The organism is Geminicoccus harenae, from assembly GCF_019800005.1.
Classification (GTDB): domain Bacteria; phylum Pseudomonadota; class Alphaproteobacteria; order Geminicoccales; family Geminicoccaceae; genus Geminicoccus; species Geminicoccus harenae.
In genome coordinates this window covers 69,331-88,290 of sequence record NZ_JABGCL010000004.1, presented here as the reverse complement: position 1 = coordinate 88,290, position 18,960 = coordinate 69,331, and the positions used below count along the sequence as shown (strand labels likewise).

The following is an 18,960-nucleotide window of genomic DNA, read 5'->3' as shown; positions in this document are numbered from 1 at the left end:
AACCTCTCCCCCACCCGCCTTCCGGCGCGGGCCTGCCTGCACCTGTCCTGCGCCGCCTGGTCCGGAACGGACGCGGCCCGCTGGAGGCGGGCCGCTGGAACCACGCGGTCTTTGCGCGGAAGCTATTGAAATGCCAACGCAGCGTCAACGCGGCGTTGGTGCTTTCTAAAGTCAGCCCAGAAGGAACAGGAGGATCAGCACGACCACGATCGCGACGATGATCCAGGTCCAGGGCAGGCCGCCCTTGGCCGGTGCCGAGGGCGTGGTCGGGCGCGGCTCGGCCTTGGGCATCGGCGGCGCCGCGGGTGCGACCGGCGGCGGCGGGGTCACCGCGGCAGGCTCCGGGGCGGCCTGGATGTGGGCCGAGGTCCGGGCGGGATCGTCCACCGAGACCGGCTCCAGCGGCTCGGAGGCGGTGGCGACCGGGCCGGGCGGGGCGGTGGTCGGCTGCGTGGTGACCCGGCCGGGCTCGTAGCCCCCGCCATGCGGGTCGGTCCCGGCCACCGGCTGGGGCTCCGGCATCCCGCCGACATAGGGCCGCTCCACCGCACCCTCGCCGGTCGCCGCACCCGGGTCCGTGACGGCGTCCGCTGCAGGCGACGGGAAATCGCGCGGCGGGACCGTACCGAGGTCCGGCGGCGTGGCCGGCTCGGGGGCTGCCGTCCCGGCGAGCGGCTCGGCCGGTCGCGGCGACACCTGGTCGGCCGACGGGTAGGTGCGGGCGATCGGTTCGTGCTCGGTCGGCGTCTCCACGACCGGGGCGGCCACGGCGGCTGCGGCCGGCGGGGCGGTGGTCGAGGCGATCGGGGCCGCCGGTGCCGGCGCGCCGCTGGCCGCCGCCCGCTGGCTCACGAGCTGGGAGAAGCGGCCGAAGAAGTCGTCGGCCATCTTCTTCGCGGTGCCGGCCACCAGGCGCGAGCCGATCTGGGCGAGCTTGCCGCCCACATCCGCCTTCGCCTCGTAGCGCAGGATCGTCTCCGCACCCTCGTCGATCAGGTCCACCTTGGCGCCGCCCTTGGCGAAGCCCGCGGCCCCGCCCGAGCCCTCGCCGACGATCCGGTAGCCGTTCGGCGGGTCCAGATCCTCGAGCGTCACCTTGCCGCCGAACTTGGCCTTCACCGGCCCGACCTTGGCGGTGACCTTGGCCTCGAAGCTGTTCGGGCCGGTGCGGTTCAGCTCCTCGCAGCCGACGATCGCCGCTTTCAGCGTTTCGGGGTCGTTCAACGCGTCCCAGACGATCTGGCGCGGAGCCGGGATCCGGTACTCGCCGGTCATGTCCATGTACAGCGTTCCTCTTGTCTAAATCTCGGCCCCGGGCAGCGGTGCCCCAGGACCCGAAAACACGCAAGCTTATCGAGCGGTTCCAGAATTCACGATAACGCTCCTGGACAACCTCGCCACCATGGCGCGTGCCGCCGCGTCCACGATCGCCAGCGGATCCAGCCCGTGCACCGCATAAAGGTCCGGGATGTCCGCCGACTGGCCGAACCGGTCCACGCCCAGGCTCTCGACGAGCTGGCCGCGCACCGAGCCCAGCCAGGCGAGGGTGGCGGGATGCCCGTCCAGCACGGTCACCAGCGCCGCGTCCGGCGCAAGCGGCGCGAGCAGCCCGGCCACGTGCGCGTTCCTGCCGGCCGAGCGCCAGTCATGGATCAGCCGGTCGGCGGAGCTCACCACCAGGAGGCCGATGCCCGGCACGTCCTCGGCCAGCTCGGCATGGGCCGCCATCGCCTCGGGCAGCACCGCCCCCTGGGCGACGATCGCCAGCTCCGCACCTTCGGCCGGCGGGACCAGCCAGTAGCCGCCGGCCAGCAGATCCGCCTCGTCAAGCTTGCGCTGCGGCTGGGCGATCTGCCGGGTGGACAGGCGCAGATAGACCGAGCCGCCGCCGTCGGCCTGCATGTGCGCGAAGGCGAAGCGCATGAGCGGCGCCAGCTCGTCCGCGAATGCCGGCTCGAAATAGGTCAGGCCGGGCTGGCCCATGCCGATCAGCGGCGTGGAGATCGACTGGTGGGCACCGCCCTCCGGCGAGAGCGTCACCCCGGAAGGGGTAGCCACCAGCAGGAAGCGGGCGTCCTGGTAGCAGGCATAGTTCAGCGCATCGAGGCCGCGGCAGATGAACGGGTCATACAGCGTGCCGATCGGCAGGAGGCGCGCGCCGAAGGTCTCGTGCGCCAGGCCCAGTGCCGCCAGCAGCAGGAACAGATTGTTCTCGGCGATGCCCAGCTCCATGTGCTGGCCCGTGGGCGAGGTCCGCCAGCGGGTCGGCGAGGCGACGTTGTGCTGGCGGAACACGTCCTCGCGCGCCGTGCCGTGGAAGACCGCGCGCCGGCTGACCCAGGCACCCAGCGAGGTCGACACGGTCACGTCCGGCGAGGTGGTGACCAGCCGCCCGGCGAGTTCGGAATCGCTCCGCCCCAGCTCCGCCATCAGCTTGCCGAACACTTCCTGGGTCGACGCGGTCTGGCCGATCGTCACCTCGCCCAGGCCGTCCGGCACCGCCACCGGCGGCGCCTGGTGGCGGAAGATGCGCTGGCGGAACGGCACCTGGTCGATGAACGCGGTGAGATCGTCCGCGAGCTCGGTCATGCCCGCGAACGGCTGCCATTCCTCACCCTGCGCGATGCCCATCTGCGTGCGCAGATGGTCGATCTGGTCGGGGGTCATCAGCCCGGCATGGTTGTCCTTGTGCCCGGCCAGCGGCAGGCCCCAGCCCTTGACGGTGTAGGCGATGAAGCAGCGCGGCAGGTCGTCCTCGACCGCGTCGAACGCCTCCAGCATCGCCTCGACGTCATGGCCGCCGAGATTGGTCATGAGCTGGGCCAGCTCGTCGTCGCCCAGCCGCTCCAGCAGGCCTGCGATGAACGGGTCGCTGCCCGCGGTCGCCTGCAGCTCGGCCCGCCAGGCAGCTCCGCCCTTGAAGGTCAGCGCGGCATAGAGGTCGTTCGGGCAGTCGTCGATCCAGCGCCGCAGCACCTCGCCGCCCGGCTCGGCGAACACGGCCTGGAGCTTCTTGCCGTACTTGACCGTGACGACCTCCCAGCCGACCTCGTCGAAGAAGCCCTCGATCTTGCTGAACAGCTTTTCCGGCACCACCCGGTCGAGCGACTGGCGGTTGTAGTCGATCACCCACCAGACGTTGCGGACCTCGTACTTCCAGCCCTCCAGCAGGGCCTCGAACACGTTGCCCTCGTCCAGCTCGGCATCGCCCACCACCGCGATCATCCGGCCGGGCGGCGACGTGTCGTCGATCAGCCCGCGCTGGCGCAGGAGGTCCTGGGTCAAGGAGGCGAACAAGGTGACGGCCGCACCCAGGCCGACCGAGCCCGTGGAGAAGTCGACCACCGGCACGTCCTTGGTCCGCGACGGATAGGCCTGGGCGCCGCCCAGTGCCCGGAACCGCTCCAGCCGTTCCCGCGGCTCCAAGCCCATCAGATAGAGGGCGGCGTGCATGATCGGCGAGGCGTGCGGCTTTACCGCGATCCGGTCGGCCCCGCGCATCGTGTGGAAGAACAGGGCGGTCAGGATGGTGGCGCAGGACGCGCAGGAGGCTTGGTGGCCGCCGACCTTGAGCTTGTCGCGCGCCGGGCGCAGGTGGTTGGCGTGGTGGATGGTCCAGGACGCGAGCCAGAGCAGCTTCTTCTCGATCGCCTCCAGCCTCTGGATGGTGCGCGGCTCGATCATGAGGGCTCCTCTCTGCTCTTGTTGTCGCCGTGGCTGTCTCAAAGCCTAGCGGAGTGCTAGACGCACGGCCATGCACTGACAGGCGGGGCGATGCGCCGACATGCAGGCAGCACCGACTTTCAAGGGGGTGGTTCAGGGTGGCGGGCGAAGCTGACAATCAGGTCGATACCGTATCGGGCGTGGCCGTGCCGCCCTCGGCGGCCGCGACCTGCGAGGAACTGGTGGCACTCCTGCGCGAGCAATGCCGCGACCTGCCGGTGGAGTGCGAGCCCGGCGACTTCCTGGTCGCCCTGGAGCGCAACGCCACGCCGGAGCCGAAGTCATGACCACTGCCATCCTGGCCCTGTCGCTGGCCGAGCTGGCGGACAGCATCCGCACCGGCAAGCTCAGCTCGGTCGAGGCTACCGAGGCGGTGCTGACCGCATTGGAAGGGCGCGGCCGGGCGCTGAACGCTACCGCACGGCTGTGGGGCGACTATGCCTTGAGCGAGGCTGCACGCTGCGACGAGGAGCGCGCCCGCGGCCGGCTGCGCGGGCCGCTGCACGGCGTGCCCATGGCGCACAAGGACATGTTCTACCGCCAGGGCCAGATCGCGGGGCAGGGCTCGCGCATCCGCGCCGACTTCCAGGCCGCGCGCACCTCCACCGTGCTCACCCGCCTGGACCAGGCCGGTGCCATCGATGTCGGCCGGCTCAACATGGTCGAGTTCGCGCTGGGCGTGACCGGCCACAACAACCATACCGGCACGCCGCGCAACGCCCACGACCCGGAGCGGATCACCGGCGGCTCGACCTCGGGCGGTGCCACCGCCGTGGCGGCGGGCCTGGTCCCGGCCACGCTCGGCTCCGACACGGGCGGCTCGATCCGCATCCCGGCCTCGTTCTGCGGCCTGGTCGGCATCAAGCCGACCTATGGCCGGGTCAGCCGGGCCGGCGCGATGACGCTCAGCTTCTCGCTGGACCATGTCGGCCCGCTCGCCCGCACCAGCCGGGATGCGGCGCTGGTGCTCCAGGCGATTGCCGGCCACGACCCGGACGACACCACCACCAGCCGCCTGCCGGTCCCCGTCTATACGGCCGGGCTGGAGCGCGGGGTGGGCGGGCTGCGCCTGTTCCACGCGACCTCCGGGCTCGGCTGCAAGGTCGACCCGGTGGTCGACGCCGCGGTGCGCGACGCGATCCGGGCGCTCGCCGAGGACGGCGCCAGCGTCACCGAGGGCGGCATGGAGAACATCGCGGGGATCACCGCGATCCGCCGCCTGGTGCTGATGGCCGAGTGCAGTGCGGTGCATCGCGCCCATGTCCAGGAGCGTTACAACGACTTCGTCCCGCAGACCCTGGCGCGCATGCAGCCGGGCTTCGCGCTGGGCGCCGTCGACTATCTCTCCGCCATGCGCAGCCGGGGCAGGGCGCTCGACCATTTCTGCGCCACCGTCTTCAGCCAGGCCGACCTCGTGGTGCTGCCGACCTGCCCGGTGCAGGTTCCACGGATCGTCGACACCGACACGGGCGGCGACGCGCGGTTCGTCGAGACCGCCAACGCGATCGGCCAGCTGATCGGCCTGTCCAACTGGCTGGGCCTGCCGGCCGTGTCGGTGCCGGTGGGCCTGGACGGCAACCGCATGCCGATCGGGCTGCAGATCATCGGCCGGCCGTTCGCCGAGGCGCTGGTCCTCCAGGCGGCCGCGGCGGTGGAGCGGGTGTTCGGCCCGTTCCGGCCGTCCGGCTTCGCCCTCGCCGGGACGTGACGCTCGACACCAAGACCAAGGGCATCCTGATCTGCCTGTGCGGCATGGCGTGCTTTGGCTGGATGGACGCGGCGAGCAAGACCCTGTCCACCCAGCTGCCGCCCGTGCAGATCCTGTGGGTGCGCTATGCGCTCTCCATCCCCCTCGCACTGGCCCTGGCCATGCCGGGCGGGCTGCGCACCACGCTGCGCAGCGCCCGGCCGAAGCTGCAGATCGCCCGCGCGATCTTCATCGCCGCCGAGATGACCTTCGTGGTGGTGGGCTACCAGACCGTGCCGCTGGCGGACGCCCATGCGATCTTCGCGCTCACCCCGCTGCTGGTGACCGCGCTCTCCGTGCCGCTCCTGGGCGAGCAGGTCGGGCTGCGCCGCTGGATCGCGGTGGGCGTGGGCCTGGTGGGCGTGCTGATCATCGTCCGGCCGGGCTTTGCCGAGATCAGCCCGGGCATGCTGATCATGCTGGGCTGTGCCGTCATGTATGCCTTCTACCAGGTGATGACCCGGATCGCCGGTCGCCACGACGCTGCCGCCACCTCGATGGTCTGGCAGACCGTGGGCGGCACCATTGCCCTGTCGCTGGTGGGCCCCTTCTTCTGGATCGATCCCACGGCCGAGCAGTGGCTGCTCCTGGCGGTGGTGGCGGCACTCGGCGTGTTCGGCCATTTCGGCCTGGTGCTGGCGCTGCAATACGCGCCGGCCGTGGTGGTGCAGCCGTTCACCTACACCATGCTGATCTGGGCCGCCCTGTCGGGCTGGATCGTGTTTGGCGACGTTCCGGGCCCATATGTGGTGCTGGGTGCTTTGGTGATCGTCGCCAGCGGTCTCTATGCCGCCTGGCGCGAGCGCCTGCGCGTCCAGCCCGGTTGACTTCGGCGCGAGCGCCCGTGTAGCCGGACCCGTCCACCGCCCGACCTGTTGTGACCCTGCCGAATGAACCGCCCGACCAAGCCCGCCAAGAGCATCTACAAGAAGCCCGAGGAAATGTTCGACTTCGCGTCCATGGCCGGGATCGAGGCCGCGGCGGAGACGTTCGCCAACAGCTTCATCGAGCGCGGCCTGGAGAACCGGCCGATCCCGATCCATGACGAGGCCGGCTTCGAGGGCATGCGCAAGGCCGGGCGCCTGGCCGCCGACACGCTCGACTTCATCACGCCCCATATTCGCCCGGGCATCAGCACGGCCGAGCTCGACCGGCTGATCGAGGGCTACATGCTCGACCATGGCGGCATCCCGGCCACCAAGAACTACAAGGGCTACCCGGCCTCGTCCTGCATCTCGATCGGCCGGGTGGTGAACCACGGCATCCCCAGCGAGAAGAAGCTCCTCCAGCCGGACGACACGCTCAACATCGACGTCACCGTGATCCTGGACGGCTGGTACGGCGACACCTCGCGCATGTTCGCCCTGCCCAAGGCGAAGGTGAAGGACCTGCTCCTGATCGAGCGGACCTACGAGGCGATGTGGGCCGGGATCAATGTGGTGAAGCCCGGCGCCACGCTCGACGATGTCGGCGAGGCGATCCAGAAGGTGGTGGAAGAGCGCCGCCACGGCGTCTCGTTCTCGGTGGTCGAGGAGTTCGTGGGCCACGGCGTCGGCCGCAACTTCCACGACGCGCCCGAGGTCAAGCACTACAAGACCCCGCGCAAGCTGCAGTTCGAACCCCGCCCGCCCGTGGTGCTCCAGCCCGGCATGTTCTTCACCATCGAGCCCATGGTGAATGTGGGCCGGCCGGACGTGCTGGTGCTGGCGGATGGCTGGACCTGCGTGACCCGCGACAAGACCTCCTCGGCCCAGTTCGAGCACACGGTCGGTGTCACCGAGACCGGCGTCGAGATCTTCACCCGCTCGGCTCTGGGCTACGAGAAGCCGCCCTACAAGCTGGTCCAGCAGGTCGGCTGACCCGCCCGGCATGGCCATCGCCCGCCATGGTCCCGACGCGTTCGCCGCCATGCGCCGAGCCGGCCGGCTCGCTGCCGAGGCGCTGGCCGCGGCCGGCGCTGCGGTCCGCCCCGGCGTCACCACGGCGGAACTGGACGCGATCGTCGAGGAAACGATCCGTGCCGGGGGCGGCGAGCCCGCCACCAAGGGCATGCGCGGCTTTCCCGCCGCCGCCTGCATCTCCGTCAACCATGTCGCCTGCCACGGCATCCCGAGCCCCGCCAAGCGGCTGGTCGAGGGCGACCTCGTGAAGATCGCCTTCAAGGCGAAGCTCGACGGCTGGCACGCCGGCATCTGCCGGACCTTCCATGCCGGCCGGCCCACGCCGCGCGGCCGCCTGCTGGCCGAACGCGCCGAGCAGGCACTGGCCGCCGGCCTCGCCGTACTCCGCCCCGGTGCCACGCTGGGTGATCTCGGCCACGCCATCCAGCAGGCCGCCGAAACCCGGGTCGCCGGCGTCGCCTTCGCCGTCCTCCGCGACCTCGGCGGCCACGGCATCGGCCGCGAATTCTTCACCGAGCCCCACGTCCACCACTGGGGCCGCCCAGGCGAGGGCGACGTGCTGGAAGAGGGCATGTTCCTCTCGGTCCAGCCGATCCTGGTCGCCGGTAAGGCGGACACCAAGACCCTGCCCGATGGCTGGTCGATCGTCACCCGCAACCGGGGCTGGGCGGCGCAGGCGGAGCATACGGTGGGGATCACGGCGGATGGGGCCGAGGTGTTCACCGCTGCCCCGGAAACTCCCTGTTAGCTTAGCCGGCCGATTGCCAGTGCCGGTCACGTTACATTATGGTCACATAACGCTCATCTATGCGAGGCGCTCATTCAGCGGCTCTTACACCGGTAAGTGCAAAGAAGCATTCCTGCCGTCCTGGAGATATTCTTCAAGGACTAGAGGATGGCCAGGAAGCCATTTTTGTTGCCGGCCCTAATGATTCTCGTTCCACTTGCTGCGTCGTGTACTTCGCCTCAGCAGTTGTCGCAGAATGTTTCCGACACGTCGGGTGACCGCATCTCGGTCGGAACGGTCCAGCGCGAGATCAAAGTAGGCATGTCCAGCGCGGACGTCGTCGCCGCCCTCGGATCGCCGAACATGGTGACCACTGACGCGCAGCGCCGTGAAACCTGGGTCTACGATAAGATCGCCACGAGCAAGGTTCAGTCTTCCTCCAGCGGTTTTGTATTCCTTCTTCTCGGCGGCGCGGACGGTTCAAGCTCGGCACAGAGCAGTTCGCAGCGGACGCTGACCATTATCGTGAATTTCGACGAGAACAATCTCGTCCGAGATTATTCATATCGCCAATCCTCGTTTTGAGGTGTGATGATGAACCGTTGGTTCATGCTTGTTGTCATAGCTGTGACATTATCCGCTTGTCAGGCAGGCATTCCGCCCGAGGCATTGCAGCTCGATAGCGAGAGTCTGCAGCGACGGCAGTTGCAGACGCGGACCTTCGATACCGAGGACGAGGCATTGCTCCTGCAGGCTGGTGCCGGCGTAATGCAGGATCTCGGCTTCTCGCTGGATGAAAGCGAAACGGACGTCGGCGTCATCGTCGGCTCCAAGGTCAGGGACGCCACGGAAGGAGGGCAGGTAGCCGGCGCCATCGTCATGGCGGCATTGTTCGGTGTTTATGTGCCTACCGATGATGAGCAGAAGATCCGCCTGGCCTTCGTGACGAGCCCGCTGGAAGCCAACCGCACCATGACCCGTGTCACCTTCCAGCGGATCGTCTGGAATGACCAGGGTAACGTCTCGAAGCAGGAGTTCCTGGGCGAGCCGGAACTGTATCAGCAATTCTACGACAAGCTTTCGCAGTCCGTCTTCCTGACGGCGAATTCGATATGAGGTCGCCGATGCGTGGGCATTTCCTGGTGGCAGCTATCTGTGCAGTCACGGTTCTGTCGGGCTGCCAGATGAACAGCCGCGATCAAGTCCTCCAAACGAGCGCCAGCGCGGTCCAGTTGCGGAGCTTCCAGACCAGGACGTTCGACACTGCCGACCGGACGCAGACGCTCCGTACGGTGATCGCGACGCTTCAGGATCTCGGTTTCGTCGTGGACAAGGCTGATGCGACCCTCGGGTCGGTCAGCGCGACGAAGCTGGAAGGCTATGCGCTTCGCATGACGGTCACGGTCCGTCCGCTGGGGCCGGAGCGGACGATGGTTCGCGCGAACGCCGAGTACAACGCCGAAGCCGTGGAAGACCCGGCGCCTTACCAGCGCTTCTTCGACGCGCTGGAAAAGGCGATGTTCCTCACCGCTCATGAAGTAGAAGGCTGACAGGGAGGTCACCCGTTCCGGCTCGGAGCGGGTGACCTGCCGTCTTTGTCGTCTGCGTCAGCCGGCATGATAGCCGCGGCTGATCCTGCTCCTGTCCATGCCCGTTGCTCGTGTCCATGAGCCATACCCATGGAGCATCCGGCCGCACCGTCGTGGGTGGGAGATGTTCACGGACGTGAACCCGGCGTGCTAGCTATCGCGCCGTGGAGGTGGGGCGATGGTGGAACCGAGGCCGGACCAGCCCGAGCCGATGAGCCGGGAGGAGTACTATCGCTGGCGTGAGTCGCGCGACGAGCCCTGGGAGTATGTCGACGGGCGGCCGATGCCGAAATTCCCGGCCGAGGATAATCCCCTCGTCGCGATGGCGAGCGGCACCCGCAACCATCACCTGATCCAGGGCAACTGCTACACGGCCATCCGCAGCCGCCGGCCGAGAGGGTGCAGCGTCACGGCCGACGCCTCGATCGAGGTCGAGAACGGCACGCGCATTCCCGATGTCGCCATGACCTGTGCACCTCCGGGTGATGGGCTGGTGGTGCCGTCTCCCGCGCTGCTCGTCGAAGTCACCTCGCCGTCCAGCCGATCCGTCGACTTCCTGCTCAAGCCCGGCGAGTACAGTGAACTGGAGTCGGTGCGCGAGATCTGGGTGGTGGAGGGGCATCGCCGCCGGGTCCGGACCTGGACCCGCACGGAACGCGGCTGGGAGATCGTGGACACGATCGGCTCGGGCACGTTCCGCTCCGAACTGCTGGGGGCCGACATCACGCTGGACGAGGTCTACGAGGACACGACGGTCTGAGAAGCGGCGCTCAGGCCGGCACCAGGTCCAGCACCACCAGGTAGTGGCAGCCGGCGGCGAGCAGGACGAGCAGGTGCCAGATCACCGTGTGGAAGCGCAGCCGCTCCCACAAATAGAAGCCGACGCCGATGCTGTAGACGATGCCGCCCGCGGCCAGGAACGCCAGGCCCCGGCCATGCAGTGCCGCCATGATCTCGCCCGGTGCCGCCAGCACCGCCCAGCCGAGCGCCAGGTAGAGCGTCACCGACAGCCATTCCGGCACGCGCAGCGCCAGCAGCTTGATCGCCATGCCGGCCAGCGCCACCAGCCAGACGAAGGCCAGGAGCCACATGGCGCGCGGGCTGCCCACGCCGATCACGAGCAGCGGCGTGTAGGTGCCGGCGATCATCAGGAAGATCGCGGCATGGTCGAGGCGGCGAAAGCGGTGCTTGCGCGCCGGGTCGCGGGTCAGGTGGTAGAGGGCGGAGCAGCCGAGCATGGCGACGAGGCCCAGGCCGTAGAGCGCCAGCGCTGCGGCTTCCCCCGGCCCGGTGCGGCCACGGGCAACGAAGGCCAGCAGGCCGCAGCCGAGGACGGCCAGGGACAGGCCGATGAGGTGGACGGCCGCATCGGCCAGCCGTTCCTCACGCGTATAGGTCTTGAGCTCGCCCGGCAGGCGTCGCGCTGGGTGGGCTCCTGCCGGGGCGGGGGCGTGCGGGCCGCTCAGGGCTCGATCTTGGTGATCTTCTGGCCGGCGACCGAGACGTCGGCCATCAGGCCGGAAGTGTTGTAGACGATCGCCTGGACCGGGGAGTTGGCGGTGCGGGTGTCGACCACGCCGCCGGCACCGATCTTGAGCAGCGCCACCGAGGCATCCGCACCCGCCGTCCAGCCATTGCTTTCCCGGAACTGCCGCAGCGATTCCTCGGTGTTGAACAGGATGACCTGCGCGGTCTCCTGTACGCCGGCGGTGAGCCCGAGCGACCCGGCGGTCAGGCTGTAGAAGCCCTCCGTCCGGCCGTTCACCCGCAGCGCGCCCTGGCCATACTCGGCGCCGGCGATGAAACCAGCCTTGGTGATGGACGGGAACACCAGCACGCCGTTGGCCCGCTCGACCAGGGCCTGAGCACCGGGGGCGGCACGGTACAGGTCGAGCAGCGAGGCATCGACCGCGGCGTTGATCGTCTCCGCCTTGGACGGGGTGGGCGTCGCCTCGGCGGCCGGCGTGCCGGGCCGCTCCGTTCCGGCCGGCGTGCACGCCGCCATCAGGCCGGCGGCGAGAAGCGCTGCACCGACTGCCTGCGCACGATTCTTCATGACGGCTCTCCGAGGGACGCAAACCGGCCCCGCGCCCGGGGGTGCGGCGAACATATGCCCCGTCGGTGACATGCGACCAGTGTGGAAATCACCGCCGGTCTCACGTCACCGTGCGCCGCCTCCACGTCCTTGGCCGTCACATCGTGCCGTACACGGGCCCGCCGCCGCCCTGCGGGGTCACCCAGTTGATGTTCTGGGTCGGGTCCTTGATGTCGCAGGTCTTGCAGTGCACGCAGTTCTGCGCGTTGATCTGCAGCCTGGGCTCGCCGTCCTGGCCCTGCACGATCTCGTAGACCGCGGCCGGGCAGTAGCGCTGTTCGGGCGCGTCATAAGTCGGCAGGTTGATCCGGGTGGGTACGGTCGGGTCCTTGAGCTGCAGGTGGCAGGGCTGGTCCTCCTCGTGGTTGGTGCCGGACAGGAAGACGGAGCTCAGCCGGTCGAAGGTCAGCTTGCCGTCGGGCTTGGGGTAGTCGATCGGCTTGTGCTTGGCCTTGGGCTCGGTGGCGCTGTGGTCGGCATGGTGATGGAGGGTCCAGGGCGCCTTGCCCTTGAACACGTAGGTGTCCAGCGCCGAGTAGGCGAGCCCGGCCATCAGGCCGCGCCGGAAGGAAGGCCGGATGTTGCGTACCCCGTGCAGCTCCTCGTAGAGCCAGGACTTGCGGAACGCCTCTGGATAGGCATCCAGCAGGATCGGCGAGTCGCCGCCGGCCTTGAGCGCCGCCGCCGCCGCCTCGGCGCACAGCATGGCGGACTTCATCGCGGTATGGGTGCCCTTGATCTTGGGCACGTTCAAGAAGCCCGCCGTGTCGCCGATCAGGGCACCGCCCGGGAAGACCAGCTTCGGCAGGGACTGCAGCCCGCCCTCGGTGATCGCCCGCGAGCCGTAGCTGATCCGCCGCCCACCCTCGAAGACTGGGCGCATCGCCGGGTGCAGCTTCAGGCGCTGCAGCTCGCCGAACGGCGAGAGATAGGGATTGGCGTAGTCCAGCCCGACCACGAAGCCGAACGCGATCTGGTTGTCCTTCCAGTGGTAGAGGAACGAGCCGCCATAGGTCTTCTGGTCGAGCGGCCAGCCGATCGAGTGGACGGCGCGGCCCAAATGGAACTGCGCGGGATCGACCTCCCAGAGTTCCTTGATGCCGATCCCGTAGGTCTGCGGGTCGACGCCGTCGCGCAGGTTGAAGCGCTGGAACAGGGTCTTGGTAAGCGAGCCGCGACAGCCCTCGGCGAACAGCGTGAGCCGGCCGACCAGCTCCATGCCGGGCTGGTAGGCGTCGGTCGGCTGGCCGTCCCGGCCGACTCCCATGTCGCCGGTGGCCACGCCACGCACGGCACCCGCCTCGTCATAGAGCACCTCGGCCGCGGCGAAGCCCGGGTAGATCTCCACCCCCAGCCCCTCGGCCTGCTCGGCGAGCCAGCGACACAGGAGACCCAGGGAGATGATGTAGTTGCCCTGGTTGTGCATCTGCGGCGGGGTGGGCAACTTGCGGCTGCCGGTCTCGGTGAGGAGCAGGAACTGGTCCTCGGTCACCGCCGTCTCGACCGGTGCCCCCTGCGCCTGCCAGTCAGGCAGGAGCTCGTTCAGCGAACGCGGCTCCAGCACGGCACCCGACAGGATGTGGGCGCCGACCTCGGCCCCCTTCTCGATCACGCAGACCGACAGTTCCTCGTCGATCTGCTTGAGGCGGATCGCGGCGGCGAGGCCGGCAGGCCCGGCACCCACGATCACCACGTCGTAGGCCATCTGCTCGCGTTCCATCCCGATCCTTCCTTGCTGCGCACCGGCGGCGTCGTTGCGGCAGGTGCGGGGGTAGCACGCCGCCTTGCTGCTTTGAAGCGCGCTAAGGCAGCGGAAAACCCACGTTCGGCTCGTAGGTTAGCGTAGCCGGAAGAGTAACCAGGCAGTTACCGACACGATCAGCCAGACCGAGCTGCCCAGCAGGAGCCCGGTGAGCGGCCCGCCCCCGCCGAGCCCCGCCGCCACGCCGACACCGCCGCGCTTGAGGCCGAAGGCGAGGATGCAGCCGCCCAAGAGGCACGCCGCCAGGAGGAAGGCGCGCAGCTTCCAGGCCTCCAGCGTCGCGGCGGCACCCGCCGTGCCCAGCAGGTTGGCGGCCGCGACATCGCCCTGGCCGGCCAGGGCCAGCACCGCCCCCTTGCCGTCGACCGGTGCCCGCAGCGTCCCGGCTTGGGCCTGACCGATCATCGTCGCAAGGCCGAACGGCACGGACCGGTAGCGCAGCCGGATGTCACCCGGGGCCGGCCGGTCCGGATCGCCCGACCACCACCATTGGCCGCCGCGCGCCACCGTGCCGATCCCCGCCACCTCCAGCCGTTCGGGCAGGGCGACCGGATCGGTGGCCGGCAGGGCCAGCCAGAGCGGCGGCTCCGCCTGCCAAGCACCCAGCATCGGCGACGGCGCGACCAGGCTGGCGCTGGACAGGCGCAGCGGCGGGTTGGGATGGGCGCCGCCGGCATCGCGGAACCGGGTCGAATCGATCCGGACCGCCGACCATACCAGCTCATAGACAAGGTCGCGCCCGCCCTGGGTGTTGATCTGGCGTTCCTGCCACTGCGCGGTCTCGACCTCGCGGTCCAGCCGCAGGAGCTGGAACGTCCGGCCCAGTGCCGGCTCCTGCACCGGGCCCGCCGCCCTGGTCTCGCCCACGACCCGGACGAACCGCCCGTCCGGCACGCCAGTGGCGTCATCCGCCGCAGCATCGACGACCTCGGCCCCGACGACCGCGCGCAGGTCGGCCGCCGACGCGGTCCGCCATTCATGCCAGACGGAAACCGCGACTGCCGCCAGCAGGATGAGGCTGCCGATTGCGACCGGCACGACCGACTTGCTCAATGGAACTCTCCTGGGCAGCTTGCGGCGTCAGGTCCGAGGACGGCAGCATGATGGGCTTCACGCCGCTCGACGAGGCCCGGATCCGCCTGGGCATGGACGAACTGGCCGGGCGTGACCCGCAGGTCGCGGCGCTGCGCACCCGGATCGGTGACCCGCCGCCCAGGATCCGCCCGCCGGGCTTCGCCACCCTCCTGCAGATCATGACCGCCCAGCAGATCTCGGTCCGGGCCGCAGCCGCGATCTGGCGCCGTCTGGAAGTGGCGGCCGGGGCCACGCCCGACCATGCCTGGCTGGCGGCGCAGACGGTGGCGACGCTGCGGGCCTGCGGCATGGGCCACCGCAAGATCGCCCATGCCCAGGCACTGGCCCGGGCCGTGCAGGCGGGCACGCTCCGGATCGACCGCCATCACGCGGCTAGCGAGGCGGAGGTCCTGGCCGAGATCACCGCATTGCCGGGCTTTGGCCGCTGGAGTGCCGAGATCTATCTCCTGTTCGCGCTGGGCAGGGCCGACGTGCTGCCGGCGGGCGACCTCGCCGTGCAGGTCGGCTACCAGCGCCTGCGCCGCCTGCAAAGCCGGCCGGGCGAGCAGGAGCTGCGCCGGGCGACGGAGGGCTGGGCGCCCTGGCGTGGTGTCGGCGCCCTGTTCCTGTGGCACTATTACGGGGCGACCACCTTGGAGGACGCGCGGTGAGGGAAGTGCCTGGAGACGATGCGATCGTGGCGGCCGTGCGCAAGGCCCTGCCGGACGTGGTCGGCATCTGGTTCTACGGCAGCGCCGCGCAGGGCCGCGCCGGACCGGAGAGCGACCTGGACATCGGCGTGCTGGGCGGAGCGCGCTACGACTTCGACCAGCTCTGGAAGGCGACCGATGAGCTGATGAAGGATCTCGGCTGGGAGCGGATCGACCTGGTCGACCTCAGCCAGGCCGGCGAGACCCTGCGCTTCATGGTGACGACCGAAGGCCGGCGGCTGTTCGCCGGGGACGAGCTCGCCTGCGACCTGTTCGAGACTCATGCGATGTCGATGTTCACCAGGCTCTATGCCTCGAACCGGCCGATCGTCGATGCCATGCTGGCGGAGCGTTGATCGTGGCCGATGCGGTGATCGAGACGAAGGCCGGCATCATCGAGCGCTGCATCGCCCAGGTCTATCTCTACTATCGCGGACATGAGGACGAGTTCCGGGACGACCAGATGCGCCAGGACGCGGTGGTCATCAACATCACGCGTGCCTGCGAGGCGGCGATCGACATCGCCCAGCGCGTGGCGCTGCTGCGCAGGCTGGGACCGGCGATGAGTTCCGCCGACCGGTTCCGGGACCTCGCCCGCGCCCGGCTGATCGACCGCACCATGAGCGAGAAGCTCGTCGCCATGACCGGCTTTCGCAACGTCGCGACCCATGAATACCAGAAGCTGAAGATCGAGGTCGTCGAGGCGATCGCGCAGGGCGGCATCGAGGACCTGCGCAGCTTCGCCAGGCTCATGCTCGAGGCTCATCCCCGGATCCTGCCGGCCAACCCTGGCACCTGAGGCCACCGCCTGCTAGAAGGCTGGCGCGCGCGGGCGGCGAGGCCCGCCGGCGCCGCATGCCGTCCGTTCACCGCGTCAGAGACCACCGACCTTGGCCACCGAGCAGTCGCGCCCCTTCGACATCGTCCCGATCGAAGAGGAGATGAGGAAGAGCTACCTCGATTACGCGATGAGCGTGATCGTGGCGCGTGCTCTGCCCGATGTCCGCGACGGCCTCAAGCCCGTGCAGCGCCGGATCCTGTTCTCGATGAAGGAGAACGGCTTCGATCCGGGCAAGCCGCACCGCAAGTCGGCGCGCATCGTCGGCGACGTGATGGGCAAGTACCATCCGCACGGCGACAGCGCGATCTACGACGCCATGGTCCGCATGGCGCAGCCCTTCTCGCTGCGCCTGCCGCTGATCGACGGCCAGGGCAATTTCGGCTCGCAGGACGACGATCCGCCGGCGGCGATGCGCTACACCGAGGCCAGGCTGTCGCGTGCGGCGCTCTCGGTAATCGGCGAGATCGACGAGGACACGGTCGATTTCAGGCCGAACTACGACGAGAGCGCGGAGGAGCCCTCCGTCCTGGCCGCGGGCTTCCCGAACCTATTGGTGAACGGTGCCGGCGGCATCGCGGTCGGCATGGCGACCAACATCCCGCCGCACAATCTGGGCGAGGTCATCGACGGCTGCGTGGCGCTGATCGAGAACCCCTCGATCGAGCTGCCCGATCTGATGGAGATCATCCCGGGGCCCGACTTCCCGACCGCCGGCATCATCCTCGGCCGCGGCGGGATCATGTCCGCCTACCAGAACGGCCGCGGCAGCATCGTCATCCGCTCCAAGAGCCATGTGGAGGAGATCCGCAAGGACCGTCCGGCGATCATCATCACCGAGGTGCCCTACCAGGTGAACAAGGCCCGGATGGTCGAGCGGATCGCCGAGGTCGTGCGCGACAAGAAGGTCGAGGGCATCGCCGACCTGCGCGACGAGAGCGACCGCCAGGGCATCCGGGTGGTGATCGAGTTGAAGCGCGACGCCGACCCGGACGTCGTGCTGAACCAGCTCTGGCGCTACACGCCGGTCCAGACCTCGTTCGGCATCAACATCGTGGCCCTGGTCGGCGGCCGGCCGACCACGCTCGGCCTGATCGACATCCTCAAGGCGTTCCTGGAGTTCCGCGAGGACGTCATCCTGCGCCGCTCGGCCTACCGGCTGGGCCAGGCGCGCAGCCGGATCCATGGCCTGATCGGCCTCGTGATCGCGGTGCTCAACATCGACGAGGTGATCGCCCTCATCCGCTCGTCGAAGGATTCGGCCGAGGCACGCGGCCGGCTGATGGCGCGCGACTGGCCGTCCGCCGACATCCTGCCGCTGCTGGAGCGGGCCGAGGCCGGCCTGGTCGACGCGCCGCCGCCATCCGAGACCTATCGCCTCACCGAGGCGCAGGCCCGTGCGATCCTGGCCCTGCAGCTCCAGCGCCTGACCGCCCTTGCCCGCGAGGAACTGGTCGAGGAGGTCGAGAAGCTGGCCGAGGAGATCAAGGAGCTCCTCCACATCCTGAACGACCGCGACCGCCTGCTCGAGGTGATGCGCGAGGAGCTGCTGGAGATCCGCCAGAAGTTCGCCGACGACCGCCGCAGCGTGATCGACCTGGACAGCGACCTCGACCAGGACATCGAGGACCTGATCCAGAAGGAGGACATGGTCGTCACCGTCACCCATGCCGGCTACGTCAAGCGCGTGCCGCTGGTGACCTATCGGGCGCAGCGCCGCGGCGGCAAGGGCCGGGCGGGGATGCGCACCCATGAGGACGACGTGGTCACCCGGCTGTTCGTGGCCAACACCCACACGCCGGTCCTGTTCTTCACCACGGCCGGCCGGGTCTACAAGCTCAAGGTCTACAAGCTGCCGCTGGGCAACCCGCAGGCGCGCGGCCGGGCGATGATCAACCTGTTCCCGGCCATGGAGAGCGGCGAGGCGATCTCGACGGTGCTGCCGCTCCCTGAGGACGAATCGACCTATGGCGACCTTTCGATCGTGTTCGCGACCGCGAAGGGCAGGGTCCGGCGCAACGACCTCACCGACTTCATCCGGGTGCCGTCCAACGGCAAGATCGCGATGGGCCTGGACGAGGGCGACCGGCTGATCGGCGTGGATGTCTGCGACGACGGCCACGACATGCTGCTGGCGGCGCGCGGCGGCCGGGCGGTGCGCTTCCCGGTGGAGAGCCTGCGCGTGTTCAAGTCGCGGGCCTCGGAAGGTGTCCGCGGCATGGACCTCGCCAAGGACGACGAGGTCGTGTCCATGTCGGTCCTCCATCATGTCGAGCTGCCGATCGAGCAGCGCGACGCCTACCTGAAATACGCCAATGCGCGCCGCCGCGCCGAGGGCGAGGAGGGCGAGGGCGGCAATGGCGAGGCCACGGTCGACCTCAGCGAGGAGGAGATCCAGAAGCTGCAGGCGGACGAGCAGTTCCTGCTCACCGTCACCCGCAACGGCTTCGGCAAGCGCACCTCGGCCTACGAGTACCGGATCACCAACCGGGGCGGGCAGGGTGTGATCAACATCGAGACCTCGGCCCGCAACGGCGAGGTCAGCGCCACCTTCCCGGTGACCGACGCCGACCAGCTCATGCTGATGACCGACCAGGGCAAGCTGATCCGCATGCCGGTGGACGGAATCCGCATCACCGGCCGCAACACCCAGGGCGTACGCCTGTTCAACGTGGACGAGGACGAGCACGTGGTGGGTGCGGTCCGTCTCCTGGACGCCGCGGAAGAGGAAGAGAACGGGCTGGCGGACGAGCCGGTGGAGGAATGATCCTGGCCCCGGCCGGCTGGAGAAGCG

General features: G+C 69.2%; 19 protein-coding genes. 13 read left to right on the top strand and 6 right to left on the bottom strand.

Annotated features, from left to right (window positions below; translation table 11 throughout):
• Positions 1–171: 171 nt before the first annotated feature.
• Positions 172–1,281, bottom strand: coding sequence for an SRPBCC family protein (locus HLA95_RS04410; RefSeq protein ID WP_222182584.1), 1,110 nt, complete (start codon positions 1,279–1,281; stop codon positions 172–174).
• Positions 1,282–1,350: 69 nt separating this feature from the next.
• Positions 1,351–3,684, bottom strand: a complete 2,334-nt coding sequence (locus tag HLA95_RS04405) for a thiamine pyrophosphate-binding protein (RefSeq protein ID WP_222182582.1) — start codon at positions 3,682–3,684, stop codon at positions 1,351–1,353.
• Between the two features lie 137 nt (positions 3,685–3,821).
• On the opposite strand from HLA95_RS04405, the gene HLA95_RS04400 reads away from it, so the two are divergent.
• From HLA95_RS04400 to HLA95_RS04360, 9 genes are all read left to right on the top strand, one after another.
• Positions 3,822–4,010, top strand: a complete 189-nt coding sequence (locus HLA95_RS04400; RefSeq protein ID WP_191061463.1) for a hypothetical protein — start codon at positions 3,822–3,824, stop codon at positions 4,008–4,010.
• The gene (locus HLA95_RS04395; protein WP_222182580.1) at positions 4,007–5,431 is read left to right on the top strand and encodes an amidase; all 1,425 of its coding nucleotides are present in this window, start codon (positions 4,007–4,009) and stop codon (positions 5,429–5,431) included. Before HLA95_RS04400 ends, HLA95_RS04395 begins: the two co-directional genes overlap by 4 nt.
• On the top strand, positions 5,428–6,297 hold the full coding sequence (locus tag HLA95_RS04390) for a DMT family transporter (protein ID WP_191061818.1): 870 nt from the start codon (positions 5,428–5,430) through the stop codon (positions 6,295–6,297). The genes HLA95_RS04395 and HLA95_RS04390 overlap by 4 nt, the downstream gene beginning before the upstream one ends.
• Positions 6,298–6,429: 132 nt before the next feature.
• Positions 6,430–7,329: a type I methionyl aminopeptidase gene (gene map / locus HLA95_RS04385; protein WP_159715791.1), complete on the top strand. Its 900-nt coding sequence runs from the start codon at positions 6,430–6,432 to the stop codon at positions 7,327–7,329.
• Between the two features lie 10 nt (positions 7,330–7,339).
• On the top strand, positions 7,340–8,119 hold the full coding sequence (gene map / locus HLA95_RS04380; RefSeq protein ID WP_222182578.1) for a type I methionyl aminopeptidase: 780 nt from the start codon (positions 7,340–7,342) through the stop codon (positions 8,117–8,119).
• A 147-nt stretch (positions 8,120–8,266) separates the two neighbouring features.
• Complete coding sequence (gene bamE, locus HLA95_RS04375) at positions 8,267–8,683, top strand: outer membrane protein assembly factor BamE domain-containing protein (RefSeq protein ID WP_223861581.1); 417 nt, start codon at positions 8,267–8,269, stop codon at positions 8,681–8,683.
• A gap of 6 nt (positions 8,684–8,689) precedes the next feature.
• The gene (locus HLA95_RS04370) at positions 8,690–9,214 is read left to right on the top strand and encodes a hypothetical protein (protein WP_222182576.1); all 525 of its coding nucleotides are present in this window, start codon (positions 8,690–8,692) and stop codon (positions 9,212–9,214) included.
• An 8-nt stretch (positions 9,215–9,222) separates the two neighbouring features.
• Complete coding sequence (locus tag HLA95_RS04365) at positions 9,223–9,648, top strand: hypothetical protein (protein WP_191060374.1); 426 nt, start codon at positions 9,223–9,225, stop codon at positions 9,646–9,648.
• A 217-nt stretch (positions 9,649–9,865) separates the two neighbouring features.
• A complete protein-coding gene (locus HLA95_RS04360; RefSeq protein ID WP_191060373.1) occupies positions 9,866–10,447 on the top strand; it encodes a Uma2 family endonuclease in 582 nt (193 codons plus the stop codon).
• Positions 10,448–10,457: 10 nt separating this feature from the next.
• Here HLA95_RS04360 and trhA read toward each other — a convergent pair whose 3' ends face one another.
• From trhA to HLA95_RS04340, 4 genes are all read right to left on the bottom strand, one after another.
• Positions 10,458–11,063, bottom strand: coding sequence for a PAQR family membrane homeostasis protein TrhA (gene trhA, locus HLA95_RS04355; RefSeq protein WP_255513219.1), 606 nt, complete (start codon positions 11,061–11,063; stop codon positions 10,458–10,460).
• 86 nt (positions 11,064–11,149) lie between these two features.
• On the bottom strand, positions 11,150–11,743 hold the full coding sequence (locus HLA95_RS04350) for a BPSL1445 family SYLF domain-containing lipoprotein (RefSeq protein ID WP_159715789.1): 594 nt from the start codon (positions 11,741–11,743) through the stop codon (positions 11,150–11,152).
• A 136-nt stretch (positions 11,744–11,879) separates the two neighbouring features.
• Positions 11,880–13,502 (bottom strand): electron transfer flavoprotein-ubiquinone oxidoreductase, encoded by a 1,623-nt coding sequence (locus HLA95_RS04345; RefSeq protein WP_191060372.1) that lies wholly within the window; start codon positions 13,500–13,502, stop codon positions 11,880–11,882.
• Between the two features lie 117 nt (positions 13,503–13,619).
• The gene (locus HLA95_RS04340) at positions 13,620–14,597 is read right to left on the bottom strand and encodes a TMEM43 family protein (RefSeq protein ID WP_222182574.1); all 978 of its coding nucleotides are present in this window, start codon (positions 14,595–14,597) and stop codon (positions 13,620–13,622) included.
• Positions 14,598–14,644: 47 nt separating this feature from the next.
• Here HLA95_RS04340 and HLA95_RS04335 point away from each other — a divergent pair, with 47 nt between their 5' ends.
• From HLA95_RS04335 to gyrA, 4 genes are all read left to right on the top strand, one after another.
• On the top strand, positions 14,645–15,289 hold the full coding sequence (locus HLA95_RS04335; RefSeq protein WP_222182572.1) for a DNA-3-methyladenine glycosylase family protein: 645 nt from the start codon (positions 14,645–14,647) through the stop codon (positions 15,287–15,289).
• Positions 15,286–15,684: a type VII toxin-antitoxin system MntA family adenylyltransferase antitoxin gene (gene mntA / locus HLA95_RS04330; RefSeq protein WP_191059855.1), complete on the top strand. Its 399-nt coding sequence runs from the start codon at positions 15,286–15,288 to the stop codon at positions 15,682–15,684. Before HLA95_RS04335 ends, mntA begins: the two co-directional genes overlap by 4 nt.
• A gap of 2 nt (positions 15,685–15,686) precedes the next feature.
• Positions 15,687–16,127: a type VII toxin-antitoxin system HepT family RNase toxin gene (gene hepT, locus HLA95_RS04325; protein ID WP_191059854.1), complete on the top strand. Its 441-nt coding sequence runs from the start codon at positions 15,687–15,689 to the stop codon at positions 16,125–16,127.
• A 91-nt stretch (positions 16,128–16,218) separates the two neighbouring features.
• On the top strand, positions 16,219–18,933 hold the full coding sequence (gyrA, locus tag HLA95_RS04320; RefSeq protein ID WP_222182570.1) for a DNA gyrase subunit A: 2,715 nt from the start codon (positions 16,219–16,221) through the stop codon (positions 18,931–18,933).
• The last annotated feature ends 27 nt before the right edge of the window (positions 18,934–18,960 follow it).